A 14,910-nucleotide genomic window follows, 5' to 3' on the forward strand; every position below is an offset into this window, starting at 1 on the left:
CGATCCTCCGTTGTGATTGGCGATTAGGCGACGTGTTCGGATAGGCCGAGCCATTGCCGCACGCGGGCATCCGGATCGGAATTCTGGGTGACATCGCTGACCACGGCGATGGAATCGGCGCCGGCAGCGAAGATCTCGGCGGCGTGCTCGAACTTGATGCCGCCGATGGCGACCAGCGGGATATCGCCGACGCGCTTCTTCCACGTCGAGATTTTGGGGACGCCCTGCGGTGCGAAGCGCATTGCTTTCAGCGTGGTGAAGAAGATCGGGCCCAGCGCGACATAGTCGGGCTCGGCGCGCAGCGCGGTTTCGAGCTCGGCCTCATCATGGGTCGAGAGCCCGAGCGTGATCCCGGCTTTCTTGATCGCGGCCACATCGGCATCGGCAAGGTCCTCCTGGCCGAGATGCAGATGTTGCGCCTTCAGGTCGATGGCGACGTGCCAGTAGTCGTTGACCACCAGTTTTGTCTGGGTGCCTTTGGTCACGTCGAGCGCTGCGCGGAACAGGATCATCGCCGATGCATCGTCGAGATCCTTCGCGCGCAATTGCACGGTGCCGACGCCGAGCGCGGCGAGGCGCCGGACCCATTCAACGGTGTCGACGACGGGATAGAAACGGTCAGGATACGGCATGCCAGAACGGTGTCCCGATGACTGGAGTGGAAGGAGAAGCGAAGTCACGTTCGCCCATCAGCCCGGCCTCGAAGCCGGTGCGGCCGGCCTCGACGGCGAGGCGGAAAGCCTTCGCCATGGCGATGGGATCGGCGGCTTTGGCGACGGCAGTGTTGAGCAGCACGGCGTCATAGCCGAGTTCCAGCGCTTCCGCCGCATGAGAGGGGGCCCCGATGCCGGCGTCGACCACCAGCGTGATGTCGGGCAGGCGATCGCGCAGCAACTTGAGCGCGTCGCGATTGATGATGCCGCGTGCCGAGCCGATCGGTGCCGCCCAGGGCATCACCACCTTGCAGCCGGCATCGACGAGCCGCAGGGCGACACCGAGGTCTTCGGTGCAATAGGGGAACACCTCGAAGCCGTCTTTGACGAGAATGTTGGCGGCTTCGACCAGGCCGACCACATCCGGCTGCAGCGTGTCGTTGTCGGCGATCACTTCCAGCTTGATCCAGGGCGTGCCGAACAGTTCGCGCGCGAGTTTCGCGGTGGTGACGGCCTCGCGCACGCTGCGGCAGCCGGCGGTGTTCGGCAGCACGGCGACATCGAGTTCGCGGATCAACGACCAGAACGCATCGCCGGTCTTGCCGCCCGCGGTTTCGCGGCGGACGGACACCGTGACGATGCCGGCGCCGGAGGCGCGGATGGAGTCCTGCATGATCGCCGGCGACGGATACAGCGCCGTGCCGATCAGGAGGCGGGAGGAGAAGTCCTTGCCGTAGAAGTTCACTGCCATATCAAGCTCCCGCAATCTCTGCCCTCATCCTGAGGAGCCGCGTAGCGGCGTCTCGAAGGATGGCCGCTGGTGCCTGGCAAGCATCCTTCGAGACGCGCGAAGGTCGCGCTCCTCAGGATGAGGGTGGAGTGTGTTGCTATATGCATCTTCACCCTCCCTGCCTTGGCGAGATAATCTCGATTTCGTCGCCGGCCTTCAGTGCCGTCTCGGCCCACCGGCTGCGCGGCACCACGTCGTAGTTGACGGCGATGGCGCAGTGCGTGCCTTCGAAATCGAGCTCGCTCAGCAGCGCTGCGACATGCGATGATTGAATTTCGCGCGCTTCGCCATTGACGATCACTTGCATTGCATCACCTCGTTATCGATCGCGCCGCGCTGGACATAATTCAGCGTCAGCTCCGCCAGCGCGGGCGCCAGCAGGAAGCCGTGGCGATAGAGGCCGTTGACCGCGATTCTGTTCTTGTTGCCAACAGGCTGAGAGATCGCAATCTTCGGCAGGTTGTCGGGGAAAGCCGGACGAAGTCCCGAACCGAATTCGAGAATGCGCGCCTCGGCGAAGGCCGGATGCACCGCATAGGCAGCACCCAGCAGCTCCAGCGCCGAACGCACGCTGACGCCGCGATCCTCGCTCTCGATGGAGGTCGCGCCCAGCATGAAGCGGTTGTTGGCGCGCGGGATCACATAAAGCGGCCAGCGTGGATGCATCAGGCGGATCGGGCGCGAGAGCTGAACCTCGTCGGTCTCGACGATGACGATCTCGCCCTTGACGCCGCGCAGTCTCGTCGTCTCGTCCTGCTCGCGCGCATAGAGACCGCGGCAGTCGATCACGAGACCGTCGAGGTCGTCGGCCTTGGCTTCGCAATTATACTTGATGATGCCGCCGGCGGCGGTAATGCGCCGATGCAGTTCGGGCAGCACCAGGCGCGGCTCCACATGGCCTTCGCCGGGATAGAACAGGCCGTCGCGAAAACGACCTTCCAGCGATGGCTCGATGTCGGCCACACCGGCAGCGTCGAGCCGCGTATAGCCCGAAGTCATTTTGGCGAAGCGCTCGAAGTCCGCGCGGTCGCGTGGATGCGCGACGACGAGGGAACCGTTGAACGGCGTGTCGGGCAGCTCCTGCCGCCACAGCTCCAGCGCGCGCAGGCCGAGCCGCGAGATCACGGGTTCGGAGACTTCGGCCTCGCACCAGGGCGCCAGCATGCCGCCGCCCCAATGGGTGGTGGCTTCGCGCATCTCGGCATTGTCGCGCTCATAGAGCGTGACGCTGTGGCCGGCCTTGGCCAGCAGCAAAGCCTGCCACGCACCAGCGATACCCGCGCCAATGATGGATATAGGGGAGTTCGCAACGCCCGATTCGGCGTGCGACGCATACGTCGTCTGATTCATCCCTGTCCCTTCGCCGGCATGACCCGGATCAGGTTCAAAGGGTCACCGCGGTATCGCATCGCTCGGGGATCGAGCATGCAAGCTAGCGGTATCTCAGCTCCTCGTCGGAGCCCCCCTCGGAACGTCTCTAATTTAAACCTCCGGCCGGGCGTGTCAACGCGCCTTCACGGAATGGTCACAGTCAGGGCTTGGGCGCCTCGACAGGCGCGGCGCTGGCCTGCGCTGCCTGTGCGGCTTCCTGCTTCTTCAGCCGCTCGGCTTCCCGCGCGAAAATCGGTTGATGCGGCGGCGCGGAAACTTCCTGGCGCTGACGCTTGGCGACGTAGTAGTAGCCCCCCGCGTAATAGCGCACCGCGCGGTTGTGATCGCCATGGGCGGCGCGATAGGCGCCGGCGAGATATTTGATGCCGTAAGTGAGATTGGTGTTGGGATCGCGCAGACCCTCGGCGGTGCCGCTGTAGCCGACGCCGCGGGCGGTCGCGAGCTTGATCTGCATGAGGCCGATAGTGCCGCCACGGCCGATCAGGCCGGGATTGTACTTGCTCTCGCGCATGATGACGCGGTGCACCAGCGCTTCGGGAACGCCGTTGTCCCTGGCATGGGAGGCCGCCATGGCCTGATAGTCGGCGCGCTGCTGTGCATAAGCGAGTTGCGGAATGGCGGCGAAGGCGCAGGCCGCCGCCAGAATGGCAGGAAAACGGGTCATCAACGGTCTCGAAAATCGCATCGGCGGCGTGTAGCCGGCCGGGCTTTCAGATGGCCTAAACCATCTCGTTCAATTCTCGTCGTTTGAGGCGCGAATTGAGTCTTTCTCGGGGCTAGAAAGCCCAGTTCCGGCAGCGATTTACCTCAAATTATGCCCGTCCGTGGTCCCATGGCTGTATTCGCGGCTGCTGATGCCGTTCTGCCACGGTCGATCCATGACAATGTCGCTCGCTCACGCTCCTTCGTCCCGCAGACTGGACGGCCTGCTCCCGTTCTGGGTCGGCATTGGCGTCTATGCGTTGCTGCTCGCGGTCGGCAGCGGGCTGCTCAACGATCCCGACACCTATTGGCAGATCACGCTCGGGCAGTGGATGCTCGATCACCATGCCGTGCCGCGCACGGACATCTATTCGTTCACGATGCAGGGCCAGCCCTGGATATCGACGCAGTGGCTGGCGCAAGTGGCTTACGCGCTCGCTTATAACCTTGGCGGCTGGGCCGGCCCGGTCGTGCTCGCCGCTGCCTCCGCCTCGCTCGCCATTGCGCTGCTCGCGGGCTTTCTGCATGCGCGGCTCGCGCGCACGCCGGCACTGGTGATTCTCGCCGCCACACTGGCGCTGATGGCCGGCCATATGCTGGCACGGCCGCATGTGCTGGCGATGCCGGTGATGGTGGCCTGGGTCGCCGGTCTCGTCGATGCGATGGATCGCAGGAGCGCGCCGTCCTTCCGGCTGCTGCCGCTGATGGTGCTGTGGGCTAATCTACATGGCGGCTTCGTGCTCGGTCTTGCGTTGATCGGCCCCATCGCACTCGATGCGATCTGGCATGCACCGAAGGAACGGCAGGCGCGCATGCTGCTGCGCTGGATCTTGTTCGGCGTCGCCGCGCTCGCTGCTAGCTGCGTCACGCCCTATGGCTGGGAAGCGCTGCTGGCCTCGCAGCGTATTCTCGGCCTCGGTGCGGCGCTCGCTGTGATCGGCGAGTGGCGGCCGGCGAATTTCGGCAAGGCAGGGCCGCTCGAATTCTCCGTGCTCGCGGCTTTCGCCTTCGTCCTATGGCGTGGCATCACCTTGCCGCCGATGCGCATCGTGCTGGTGCTCGGCTTCGTCTATATGGCACTCGGTCATGTCCGCAATGCCGAGGTCCTCGCGTTGCTCGCGCCGCTGGTGCTGGCAAAGCCGCTCGGCGAACAACTGGGGCAGCCCGAGGCTGCCGCATCTGCACCGAACCGGCTGTTCCTCGCCGGTGTCGCATTGTGCCTGATTGCGGGCACGATCGTCATTGCGTCCAAGCGTCAATACACACCGTCGGAACGCGCAGCGCCCATTGCCGCTGTCGACGCGCTGAAGCAGCTGAATGTCAGTCGCGTCTTCAACGATTACGATTTCGGCGGCTATCTGATCTGGCGCGGGGTGCCGACCTTCATCGACGGCCGCACCGAATTGTTCGGCGAGAAGCTGATGGTCGATCACAACGACGCCAGCGGCCTGGCCCAGCCCGACAATCTGTTCCGCCTGCTGAAGGACTACAAGATCGATGCGACCTTCATGCGCACCGAGAGCGCAGCAACGAAGCTGCTCGATCGTCTCGATGGCTGGGAGAAGGTCTATAGCGACGATCTCGCGACCATCCATGTGCGCAAGGATGGAGCGACTGGGAGGGTGAGGGAGTAGTCCTCTCGCAGGATGGGTAGAGCGCAGCGAAACCCATGCTGTCCGTCGCCTGCGGCAAGCTCGGCCGATGGGTTTCGCTGCGGCTCTGTCGCGCCTGCGCTCTACCCATCCTACGCCTACCACGCCTATGCCGCCGCCTTTCCGCTATCCGGCGCTGGCAATGTAATCCGCACGATCAGGCCTTGCGGCTGGCGGTCCCGCAACGTCAGCTCACCACCATGCGCCAGCGCAATGGCGCGGGCGATGGAGAGGCCGAGCCCAAACCCTGCCGCTTCGTGATCCATGTTCCGCGCATCGTCGCCGCGCACGAAGGGCTGCAGCATCGCGTTCTTCTGTGCGTCGGAAATGCCCGGACCATCGTCGGCAATATCGATCATCGCGCCATCCTTTGACATCACCAGCGTGATCGCCGCCTCGCCGCCGAACTTCACGGCATTCTCCACGAGATTGGTCACCGCGCGATGCAGGTCGTCGGGCCGGGCCATCGCCATCGCATGGGAGGGGCCCTGATAGGTCACCATATGGCCGATATCGGCGAACTGGTCGGCGATCAGTTGCAGCGTAGTGGCGATGTCGGTGAGCGTCAGCTCCTCCAGCCGGCGGTCGTTGCGGAGGAACGACAGCACCGCCTCCAGCATCGCACGCATCTGGTCGAGATCGCGCAGCATGTGCCGGCGATTGCCCTCGTCCTCGATGAATTCCGAACGCAGCCGCAGCCGTGTGATTGGTGTGCGCAGATCGTGGCTGATGGCGGCGAGCATCTTGGTGCGGTCGTCGATGAGCGCGGTGATGCGCTCGCGCATGCGGTTGAGTGCGCGGGCGACGGCGCGGATTTCTTCCGGTCCACGCTCGGGCAGCGGCGCGGCGGTGCCGCTGAGGCTGAATTCCTCTGCCGTCTTCGCAAAGGACGACAGCGGCTCCGCCAGCATCCGCGCAGCCCACAGGCCGAGCAGCGTCAGCGTTATCACGGCGAAGGCGAGAGTGACGAACACCGGGCCGCCCCAGAACGGACGTGGCCGGCGTTCCGGTATTTCGCTCACCGAGAATGCCTGGCCGTCGGCGAGTTCGATGCCGATGCGGTCGCCGGTCAGCGGCACCGCGCGCGCATCGCGCCCCATCAGGCGGTTCATACGGCGGAACGGAAACACCTCGCTGCGCTGGTCGGCATCGGCGCTCGGGACTATACCGCCCGGCTCCCGGCGCAGATCGAAGCCGGGGAAGGTCCGCTGCATGCGCGCAAGCAGATCCGGTCGTTCGCCGGCCGGCGTCGCCGACAGCAGCTTCGCCATGGCCACCAGTTCACCGTGGCCGCGATCCGGCTGTACGGGCTGATCCGGCCGCAGGATCGCGAAGCCCACGCCGATGATAATGTGAATGGCGACGATCGACGCAACCACCAGCGCGGCGATCTGGCCGCTGATCCGCCGCAGGTTGAGGACGTTCAGCAGTTTCATGGTCAGCCCGGCTGGGTGGCGCCGATGGTCTCCACGGTCGGCGTGAACATATAGCCGCCGGAACGCACGGTCTTGATCAGCTGCGCATCCTGCGGATCGGCTTCGATCTTGCGGCGGATGCGGCTCACCAGCACGTCGATGCTGCGCTCGAACGAGCCGGCATTGCGGCCTTGGGTGAGATCGAGCAGGCTGTCGCGCGACAGCACGCGGCCGGGCCGCTCCACGAATGCGCGCAGCAGATCGAACTCGGCCGAGGTCATGGCGATGCGCGCGCCTTCGGGATTGCGCAACTCGCGCATGCGGAAATCCATCTGCCAGCCGAGAAAGGAAAGCGCAGTGGCGTTCGGCGCCGCGCTCGCATTGAGCGCATTGGCCTGTCGCCGCAGCACTGCATTGATGCGCGCCAGAAGCTCGCGCGGATTGAACGGCTTTGGCAGATAGTCGTCGGCGCCCATTTCGAGCCCGAGAATGCGATCGACATCTTCGCCGCGCGCGGTGAGCATGATGATCGGCACCTGCGACTCCGTACGCACCCGCCGGCACAGGCTGAGGCCATCCTCGCCGGGAAGCATGACATCGAGGATCACCAGGTCGATCCGGTTGTCCGCCAGCGCCTTGTCCATTTCGCGCCCGTCCGCGGCGACGGTGACGTTGCAGGCATTGGTACGCAGATACTTGGCGATCAGCGTGCGGGTTTCGCGGTCGTCTTCCACGACCAGGATATGGGACGGGTTTGCCATGCGGACCTTTTGGCCGGGATTGACGTCGTTTGCAGGGAAATTTTGTTTCGGTCTGTTGCTGCGCGAGCGAGGGTAACCCAGCGCAATATCTTGGCAAGCGGGCGGGAAGGTCTCGTTAAGGTGGTTAATCCGAGATGAGGGCACTTATAGGCCAAGCCTCTCGGAGCAGATCATGACGTCCATTTCGGCTGCCGCCGGCAGCTCCACCCAATCTCCTCTCCAGAAGCTGCAGCAGGAGCTGCAGGCCGAGCTCACCTCGGGAAAGATCAGCAGCGGCGACCAGGATGCGTTGTCGGCTGCGCTGGACAGCATCGACCAGTCGATGCAGGCCGATCGCGCCAGCGGCGGCGTGCGGCCATCGCCTGGCGACATGAAGTCGAAGATCGACGACCTGATCGGCGAACAGGTCTCGAGCGGCAAGCTGACATCCGATCAGGCGGATGAACTCAAGGGCGTGTTCGAAGCAGCCTTCGCGCGTGGCCCGGGCGGCGCCAAAGGCGCGGGCGGCCCGCCGCCGGGCGGTCCACCGCCATCCGATAGCGCCGATGGCAGCGATAGCACCGATGGCTCCACGGATATCAATGCCATCATGCAGCAATTCCTCGACTCGTTGAAACAGTCGCTGGAAGCATCGACGTCGAGTTCCTACAGCGCCGGCGGTACGACGGCCACGGGCACAGCCTCGTTCACGGCGCTGCTGGTGGATTACAAGAGCTGATGGTTGGTTGCTTGGCCCGGCCGCGCAGGTCTCTGGCGTGCTGGCTGTGAGCTTTCGACGAGATGTCCATCCGGTCCCTGCTGTGGAAGCTGAAGTTGTCGAAGCTTCAGCAGCCACAAAAGGAACCGGACGAACATCCATCGAAATGCCCGACTCGAGAGTGCCGGACTTGCGCTGCGTGGTCGGCGGCGCCTGGTGCCGTCAGGCGGCCGTGGAGACAGGACGTGCCTTCACACTGCTGCGGTGCGCTTCCCAGACGCCCCATATCAGCAACGCCGCCGTGATCAGCAGGAGCGACAGGCTGAGCGGACGGGAAATGAAGATATCGAAGTTGCCCCGGCCGATCAGCATCGCACGTCGGAAGTTCTCCTCCATCAACGGTCCAAGCACGAAGCCGAGCAGAAGCGGGGCTGCGGGAAAATCACAGACGCGCATGGCATAGCCGAGCGCCCCGAAGATAATCACCGTGATGACGTCGAAGGCGCTGTTATTGACCGTATACACCCCGATGCAAACGAACATGATGATCGTCGGATAGAGGATGTGATACGGGATCATCAGCACCCGCACCCACAGTCCGATCAGTGGCATGTTGAGAACCACGAGCAGGATGTTGCCGATCCAGAAGCTCATCACCAGGCCCCAGAACAGGTCGGGCTTGTCGACGATGAGCTGCGGTCCCGGCGCGATCCCGTGAACCATCAGCACGCCGAGAATGAGCGCCATAGCGGCCGTGCCGGGGATACCCAGCGTCATGGTCGGAATGAAGGAGGTCTGGTCCGTCGCATTGTTGGCCGTCTCCGGCGCCATGATGCCTTCGATCGCCCCCTTGCCGAAACGGGACGGGTCCTTGGCGATCTTCTTTTCCAGCGCATAGGCCATGAAGGCCGCGACGGTCGGGCCGGTGCCGGGCAGGATGCCGAAGAAGGAGCCGATGCTCGAGCCGCGGACCATGGGCATCCATGAGCGGCGCATGTCGTCGCGCGTCGGCAACATCGACTTCATACTGATATTTTTGATGTTGCCGGTTTCGACCGTGCGGATGCTGCCGATGATCTCGGCAATACCGAACAGGCCCATCGCCAATGCGACCAGGCTGACGCCATCCATGAGTTCGGAGATACCGAACGAGTAGCGCTCGGCGCCGGTTTCGATGTCGCTGCCGATCGTGCCGATCAACAATCCGAGCGCAACCATGGCGATGCCTTTGATGGCGGAGCCATCGGAGATGACCGAGGCCGCGACGAGACCCAGCACCATCATGGAAAAATATTCGGCAGGACCGAACTGCAAAGCAAAGGTCACGATCACCGGCGATAGCAACATCATCAGTATGATGCCGACACTGGCGCCGAAGAATGACGCCACGGTGGTCATGAACAGTGCGACGCCTGCACGTCCCTGCTTCGACATTGGGTACCCATCGAGGCACGTGACCGCATTCGCAGGTGTGCCGGGCAGATTCAGCAGGATGGAGGCGGTCGAGCCGCCATAGGTCGTGCCGTACCAGATTCCGGCCAGCATGATCACGGCCGCAGTCGGATCAAGATGGTAGGTGATCGGAAACAGCATCGACATCGCGGCGAGCGTTCCAAAGCCGGGGATCACGCCGATGAAGGTCCCGAGGGAAACGCCGATGATGCAGTAGAGCAGATTGTTGAACGAGACCGCGGTCGTGAGCCCGAGCGCCAGATTGTCATAGAGTCCGGTCAGCATGATATCACCAAGGCCAGTTCACGATGGCGACTGGAATTCCCAGCCCGATCTTGAAGATCAACGCAGCGCCGAACGCGACGCATGAGGCGAGCACGACGGTACTGAGCGGCGATAGCTTGCTGTCGGCGCAGCTTGCGAGCACGGTCTGCACGATGATGGCGGGCACCATCCCGAATGGCCGGATCATCAACGCGAAAGCCAGAATGGATACGAGGATCATCAGGAGCGGACGTCCGTCGATGCGCGGAAACTCGCCGGTGCGGAACAAAGCTGGCAGCAACACCGCTAACCCAAGCGCCATGAGGATGAAGCTGATCGCCGCCGGGAACATTCCGGGCCCCATATGCATGATGGTGCCGACGTTGAGCGTCGTCATCGCATAAAATGCGGCGCAAGCCCCCAGAATGACGAGAAATCCGCCCCCGCAAATATCTCGATAGTCTCGCGTACGCATGCTATCCTCCTCCGCACGTCAGCCGTTACGACAGACGCAATGCCTGCTGTGGCCATGTTGTCAGCGGTGGAGTGTTAGTCAGCGCTCAACGTTAGCGCACCTGTCGAATCCGACAGGTGTTGTATTGTCGCAGTAAAGTTGAAGATGTAGCGCAATGCTCCTACCGAAGCTGGATCAGATGCGCGCGAGCGGCGACACTGTGGACAGGCGTTATGCTGCCGGGATCTATTTGAGTTCCGTGCGCGAGATCGCGCTGTTGATCGGGATCGGTCTGTCGATCATCGCGATTTTCATTTTCGACATCATCGTTGCGCCTGACGATGTGTCGATCGCATTCATATACACGATCCCCATTTTCGTCTCGATTTTACACCGCACCTGCAATGTCTATATGCTGGCCGCACTCACGACTGCGCTATCGATCGCCGGCCTCGTGACCCTGCCGTCAGACGCGGGCGTGAGCCTTTACGTCAACCGTGCCATCGCCATCCTGACGCAATGGGTCGCGGCGGCACTCGTGACGTCGCGCCGCAAGGCTGAGCAGCTCCTGCATCACAACCTGGATGTCGAATGGCAAAAGACGCAGCGGCAGCGACGGTTCCTCGATATTGTGTCGCATGAGATTGGTACGTCACTGACGACAATCGACGGGCAGGCTTTCCGGCTTGCACGCCGCAGTGCTGTGATCGAACCTGCCGAAATGAGCCAGCGCAGCGGCAAGATTCGTGGAGCGGTGCGCCACATCCAGTCGCTCATGCAGCATATTCAGCTTGTCTCCGAAATTGAAAACCAGGCGCTTCGGCCGCAGCGCACCGATGTTTCGCTCGCTGCGCTGGTCAAGGATCTTGTCGCGCAGGCGCGATATACTTATCCGCAAGCGGCGATCGAGGTGGATACGGCAGCGCTGTCCGCAACATTAAGCATCGACGCATTCATGATCAGCCAGATCATCGAGAACATCGTATCGAATGCTGCAAAATATTCGCCTCCCGGCGCGCCTATCACCGTCGTCGGGACGGCGACTGACGATGCTGCGATACTCGTCGTCACCGACAAGGGCCGCGGCATTCCGGCAGATGAGCTTGAACATGTGTTTGCCGTCTACTACCGCGCGCATAACAGCCACGATGTACACGGCACCGGCGTAGGGCTTTATGTCGCGGAACGGTTTGCGGCAGCGCATGGCGGCACGGTCGTAATCGACAGTCGGCTCGGTATCGGCACCGAGGTTACGCTGCGGCTGCCACTCTCGGAGCAGGGGACTGCCCCGTGATCTCTACGACGATCTTGTGCATCGAGGACAATCCCGAAATCAGCGAACTGATCGTCGAAGTTCTCGAAGACGAAGGCTTTGCCGTGTCAGTGGTCGCGAATGGCGCCGATGCGCTGGCGGCCTTGCAGCCGCCTCCCGACCTTGTCCTGTGCGATCTCGATCTGCCGGGCCTTTCCGGCTTCGAAATACTGGAACGCGCGCGCGGAGAGGGCATATTGCCGCTTACGGTGCCGTTTATTTTCATCACTGCCTATGCCCAGCGTTCCAATCAGCTGCAGGCACGCGGGCTTGGCTGCGACGACTTCGTGAGCAAGCCGATCGATTTCGAGATGCTGGTGCCGATCATCCGCCACCGCCTGGCGCTTGCGCGTGTAAGGGCGCCGGTGAAGCCGGCTTTCGCGCTGACCGAACGCGAAAGCGAGACACTTACCTGGGTGGCACGCGGCAAGTCGTCACCCGCGATCGCGACCATTCTGGGCGTGACCGAGCGAACGGTGCAGTTTCACGTGAACAATGTGATTCAGAAAACCGGTGCGGCAACGCGTGCGCAGGCCGCGGCGCAATGCGCCATTTTGGGAATCATCAAGCCATGAGGAATACGTCGCCGATTTGACCTGTGTGATCGACTTTACCGGCAGGCGCAGAATCGTTTTGAACTCGGTCGCTTCTGTCTTTCGGGGACGCTGGCCTGCACCCGTGAGCTCAACACGTATCGGCTTGGCATCGATGACGAGGAACTGCGCAGCGCACGGTTATTTACGAAACAGCGCGATTGAGATTGGGGCGATCGGTCGCAGGGGATGCTCTGCATCGCGACGATGGCGTAGTCCCGTATTGGGGCGAGTTCCAGAGGCTGATCCGTCTTCGATGAATCCTGCTGTTTTCCCTATGGGAGCACGATCTTATCTGGAAACTGGTATCCCTTTTCGGGATCGTGCTCCAACTACACTTCAACGATGAGAATCGCGAACGATTTCGTTCGGGAACCGGAACTGCGGTCGAATCCTGGCGTTGCTTTTTGACAGGTGGCAACAACAGGAGGAACGTATGTTCAGGAAATATATGACGGCTGGTGTTATCGGCTCGGCGCTGCTTGCGACGGCAGCCTTTGCGCAGAGTCCGAGCGCCACGACATCGACGACAGCGCCTGCCGCTGCGCCGGCCACGGCGTCGGACACGACCTTCAACGGCAACTGGCGGACCTCGAAGATCGTCGGCCTCAGCGTCTATAACGAAGCCAATGAGAGTCTCGGTTCGATCAACGATCTCCTCACCGACAAGGAAGGCAACATCAAAGCCGTGGTGATCGGCGTGGGTGGTTTCCTCGGTGTCGGCGAGCGTTTGATCGCAGTGCCGTACGACAAGATCAAGTTCGTGAACGAGCCGGTGCAGACCTCGGCCGCAGCCAGCGGAGGGGCGCGGTCGTCATCGACGTCCAGCGGCATGACCACCGGCGCAGCGACGTCGGGCGGCTCGGCAGGCACCGCTGCAGCGCCAGCCAAGCCGAACCCCTGGTATCCCGATCACGCCGTCATGAGCGGCGCCAGCAAGGATCAGCTCAAGGCGATGCCGGAGTTCAAGTATTCGACCTAACGGTCGCCTGAGATACGGATGATGTCGCGTCAATGACGACCTCATCCGGCGAAGAGGGCCCGTCCGCTTCTCGCGGGCGAGCTCTCTTTTCGTGATCGGAACTAGGATGGGCTTCGCTCCAGCGCTTCGCGCTTTCGCTCTACCCATTCTACAAACTAGAGATTCGGCAGCTTCGTTACCGTCACATTGATCGCACCTTCCGCCTCAGCGATCACACGCAACGTCTTCGAATCGAAGGCGATGCCGCCGAGCCGGAGGGCGGTGATATCTGCGCCGACCCTCAGTCCGTCCTCGTTCTTCTGGAAATCGGCGAGCACGCTTGTGATCTTACGCTGGGCGTTGGTCGCGAACGGCTTCAGATCGATCACGGCATGCTCTGCCAGCGTGCTCTCGAGCAACGGCATCGCCGCGCGCGCCGCAGCGCCCAGCAGGCCGAAAGCGGCTTCGGATTCCACCGCCAGTTCGAGATCGGTGAAGCGCATGATCTGGTTGGCCTGATCGAGCGCGGGCTTGCCCCAGACGTGGATGGTAGCTTCGCCGCCGAGGCCGAACCAGCTCGACTTTTCCTTGGCATTGACCAGCAGTGAGATCAGCAGCCGGTCGCCTGAGGCACGTACCGTCGCCTTCTTGACGGTGACGGACACTGCCCCCGAACCGTCTTCGGGAAACGTCTTCCCGGCCAGCTGTGCCTCGATGATCTTGTTGAGTTCGACAAACGGCATGTCGATGGGCACGCCGATATTGAGTTTGCCTGGCCCAGCCGGGACGATGGCCAGCGTCGCCGGGAACGGACAGGTCGGTGTCGTCTGCGTTCCGGTGACGCGCGTCTCCGCCTCGACGCCGAGGGTCAGCGTGATATTGCTGCCGTCGATGCGTGGCTGCGCGGCGACGGCACGCGTCGGCTTGAGTTCCAGATACAGGTTCTGCACCGAGCTTGCGCCCTGCAGCGGCACCGAACGGCACAGTTTGGCCCATTCGCGCCGCGCGTTCTGCTCGAACGTCGGATCCTCGCGCAGCCGCTGCTGCACGGCGGCGATCTGCTCGTTGACCGCATTGTCGATCATCGGCTTGACCTGCGCCGGCACGTTGACGCGTACGCCGCCGACCGACGCATTGGTGTCGCCGAGGGTGACCTGCGCCGACAGATTGGGATCGATGCGCCAGTTCGGCGTCAGCCGCGGCTGCGACGCCACCACGACACTGCCGCGGATCTCGGCATTGGCGTTGACGTTCTTGATGTTGATATTGCCGATCTGCTTGGCGACGTTGCCGCCGAGCAGGTTGCCGAGTGCGCCGCCGAGCGCCTCACGCACGTTCGACGACAGTTCCCCGCTCACATTCAGCGTGCCGTTGAGCGGGGTGGACAGGGTCAGCGTGTCCTGCGCGCCGGTGGCCGCGATCGGTCCGCGCGCGGCGCTCCATTTGATGTCGGCGTTCTGCAAGACCTGCTGCGCAGGATTGGCGGCGGTGCCGGAAAAGTTTCGCGGTGCACCGCGTTCGGCGACATCGCGGATCGCCGTCAGCGCCACGGCGACCGGCGCAACGATGATGGAGCTGCGTGGCGGCGAGGGCGGCAACGGTGGCAACTCGACCAGCGTCGGGGCGGGACCGCTGGCGCGGGGCGCCACATAATCCATGATCTTGAGCGTGGCTACGAAAAACATGGCGACCAGCGCAATGCCGATCAAAATGGTCTTCAGTCGCATGATGTCCCCGCATGCAATATGCGGGGACAGTACATCAAGGGGCTAAATGGGCAAAGTAAGGCGCCCAGCCCGGGCGAACGCCGGT

15 protein-coding genes and 1 riboswitch are annotated in these 14,910 nt (G+C 62.9%); of the genes, 5 read left to right on the plus strand and 10 right to left on the minus strand.

The genetic code is table 11. From position 1 onward, the window contains the following. Positions 1–23 precede the first annotated feature (23 nt). From E0H22_RS08615 to E0H22_RS08635, 5 genes are all read right to left on the minus strand, one after another. Positions 24–632, minus strand: a complete 609-nt coding sequence (locus E0H22_RS08615; RefSeq protein WP_233025248.1) for a thiamine phosphate synthase — start codon at positions 630–632, stop codon at positions 24–26. Next, positions 619–1,404: a thiazole synthase gene (locus tag E0H22_RS08620; RefSeq protein WP_233025249.1), complete on the minus strand. Its 786-nt coding sequence runs from the start codon at positions 1,402–1,404 to the stop codon at positions 619–621. Before E0H22_RS08620 ends, E0H22_RS08615 begins: the two co-directional genes overlap by 14 nt. 148 nt (positions 1,405–1,552) lie before the next feature. Beyond that, on the minus strand, positions 1,553–1,750 hold the full coding sequence (gene thiS / locus E0H22_RS08625) for a sulfur carrier protein ThiS (RefSeq protein WP_233025250.1): 198 nt from the start codon (positions 1,748–1,750) through the stop codon (positions 1,553–1,555). Beyond that, a complete protein-coding gene (locus tag E0H22_RS08630; protein ID WP_233025251.1) occupies positions 1,741–2,793 on the minus strand; it encodes an FAD-dependent oxidoreductase in 1,053 nt (350 codons plus the stop codon). Before E0H22_RS08630 ends, thiS begins: the two co-directional genes overlap by 10 nt. After that, positions 2,781–2,920, minus strand: a riboswitch (TPP riboswitch). It overlaps the preceding gene by 13 nt. Positions 2,921–2,974: 54 nt before the next feature. Continuing rightward, entirely contained in the window at positions 2,975–3,499 is a 525-nt protein-coding gene (locus E0H22_RS08635; protein WP_233025252.1) for a transglycosylase SLT domain-containing protein, read from the minus strand. Positions 3,500–3,713: 214 nt separating this feature from the next. Here E0H22_RS08635 and E0H22_RS08640 point away from each other — a divergent pair, with 214 nt between their 5' ends. Then, positions 3,714–5,171 carry a hypothetical protein gene (locus E0H22_RS08640; protein ID WP_233025253.1) on the plus strand — a complete coding sequence of 486 codons (1,458 nt, stop codon included), beginning with the start codon at positions 3,714–3,716 and terminating at the stop codon, positions 5,169–5,171. Between the two features lie 125 nt (positions 5,172–5,296). Here E0H22_RS08640 and E0H22_RS08645 read toward each other — a convergent pair whose 3' ends face one another. After that, positions 5,297–6,625, minus strand: a complete 1,329-nt coding sequence (locus E0H22_RS08645; RefSeq protein WP_233025254.1) for an ATP-binding protein — start codon at positions 6,623–6,625, stop codon at positions 5,297–5,299. Positions 6,626–6,627: 2 nt separating this feature from the next. Next, positions 6,628–7,365, minus strand: coding sequence for a response regulator (locus tag E0H22_RS08650; protein WP_233025255.1), 738 nt, complete (start codon positions 7,363–7,365; stop codon positions 6,628–6,630). Between the two features lie 172 nt (positions 7,366–7,537). On the opposite strand from E0H22_RS08650, the gene E0H22_RS08655 reads away from it, so the two are divergent. Continuing rightward, positions 7,538–8,083, plus strand: a complete 546-nt coding sequence (locus tag E0H22_RS08655; RefSeq protein ID WP_233025256.1) for a hypothetical protein — start codon at positions 7,538–7,540, stop codon at positions 8,081–8,083. A 201-nt stretch (positions 8,084–8,284) separates the two neighbouring features. Here E0H22_RS08655 and E0H22_RS08660 read toward each other — a convergent pair whose 3' ends face one another. Both E0H22_RS08660 and E0H22_RS08665 read right to left on the minus strand, forming a co-directional pair. Further along, positions 8,285–9,799 (minus strand): tripartite tricarboxylate transporter permease, encoded by a 1,515-nt coding sequence (locus E0H22_RS08660; RefSeq protein WP_233025257.1) that lies wholly within the window; start codon positions 9,797–9,799, stop codon positions 8,285–8,287. A gap of 4 nt (positions 9,800–9,803) precedes the next feature. Beyond that, the gene (locus E0H22_RS08665; protein ID WP_233025258.1) at positions 9,804–10,253 is read right to left on the minus strand and encodes a tripartite tricarboxylate transporter TctB family protein; all 450 of its coding nucleotides are present in this window, start codon (positions 10,251–10,253) and stop codon (positions 9,804–9,806) included. A 154-nt stretch (positions 10,254–10,407) separates the two neighbouring features. On the opposite strand from E0H22_RS08665, the gene E0H22_RS08670 reads away from it, so the two are divergent. From E0H22_RS08670 to E0H22_RS08685, 3 genes are all read left to right on the plus strand, one after another. After that, on the plus strand, positions 10,408–11,526 hold the full coding sequence (locus E0H22_RS08670) for a sensor histidine kinase (RefSeq protein ID WP_233025259.1): 1,119 nt from the start codon (positions 10,408–10,410) through the stop codon (positions 11,524–11,526). Next, a complete protein-coding gene (locus E0H22_RS25920; RefSeq protein WP_283818804.1) occupies positions 11,523–12,119 on the plus strand; it encodes a response regulator transcription factor in 597 nt (198 codons plus the stop codon). Before E0H22_RS08670 ends, E0H22_RS25920 begins: the two co-directional genes overlap by 4 nt. A gap of 454 nt (positions 12,120–12,573) precedes the next feature. Continuing rightward, a complete protein-coding gene (locus E0H22_RS08685) occupies positions 12,574–13,119 on the plus strand; it encodes a PRC-barrel domain-containing protein (RefSeq protein ID WP_233025260.1) in 546 nt (181 codons plus the stop codon). Between the two features lie 155 nt (positions 13,120–13,274). Here the strand turns inward: E0H22_RS08685 and E0H22_RS08690 are convergent, their stop codons facing one another. Next, a complete protein-coding gene (locus E0H22_RS08690) occupies positions 13,275–14,825 on the minus strand; it encodes a DUF4403 family protein (protein ID WP_233025261.1) in 1,551 nt (516 codons plus the stop codon). Positions 14,826–14,910: the final 85 nt, after the last annotated feature.

Source organism: Rhodopseudomonas boonkerdii (assembly GCF_021184025.1).
Taxonomy (GTDB): domain Bacteria; phylum Pseudomonadota; class Alphaproteobacteria; order Rhizobiales; family Xanthobacteraceae; genus Tardiphaga; species Tardiphaga boonkerdii.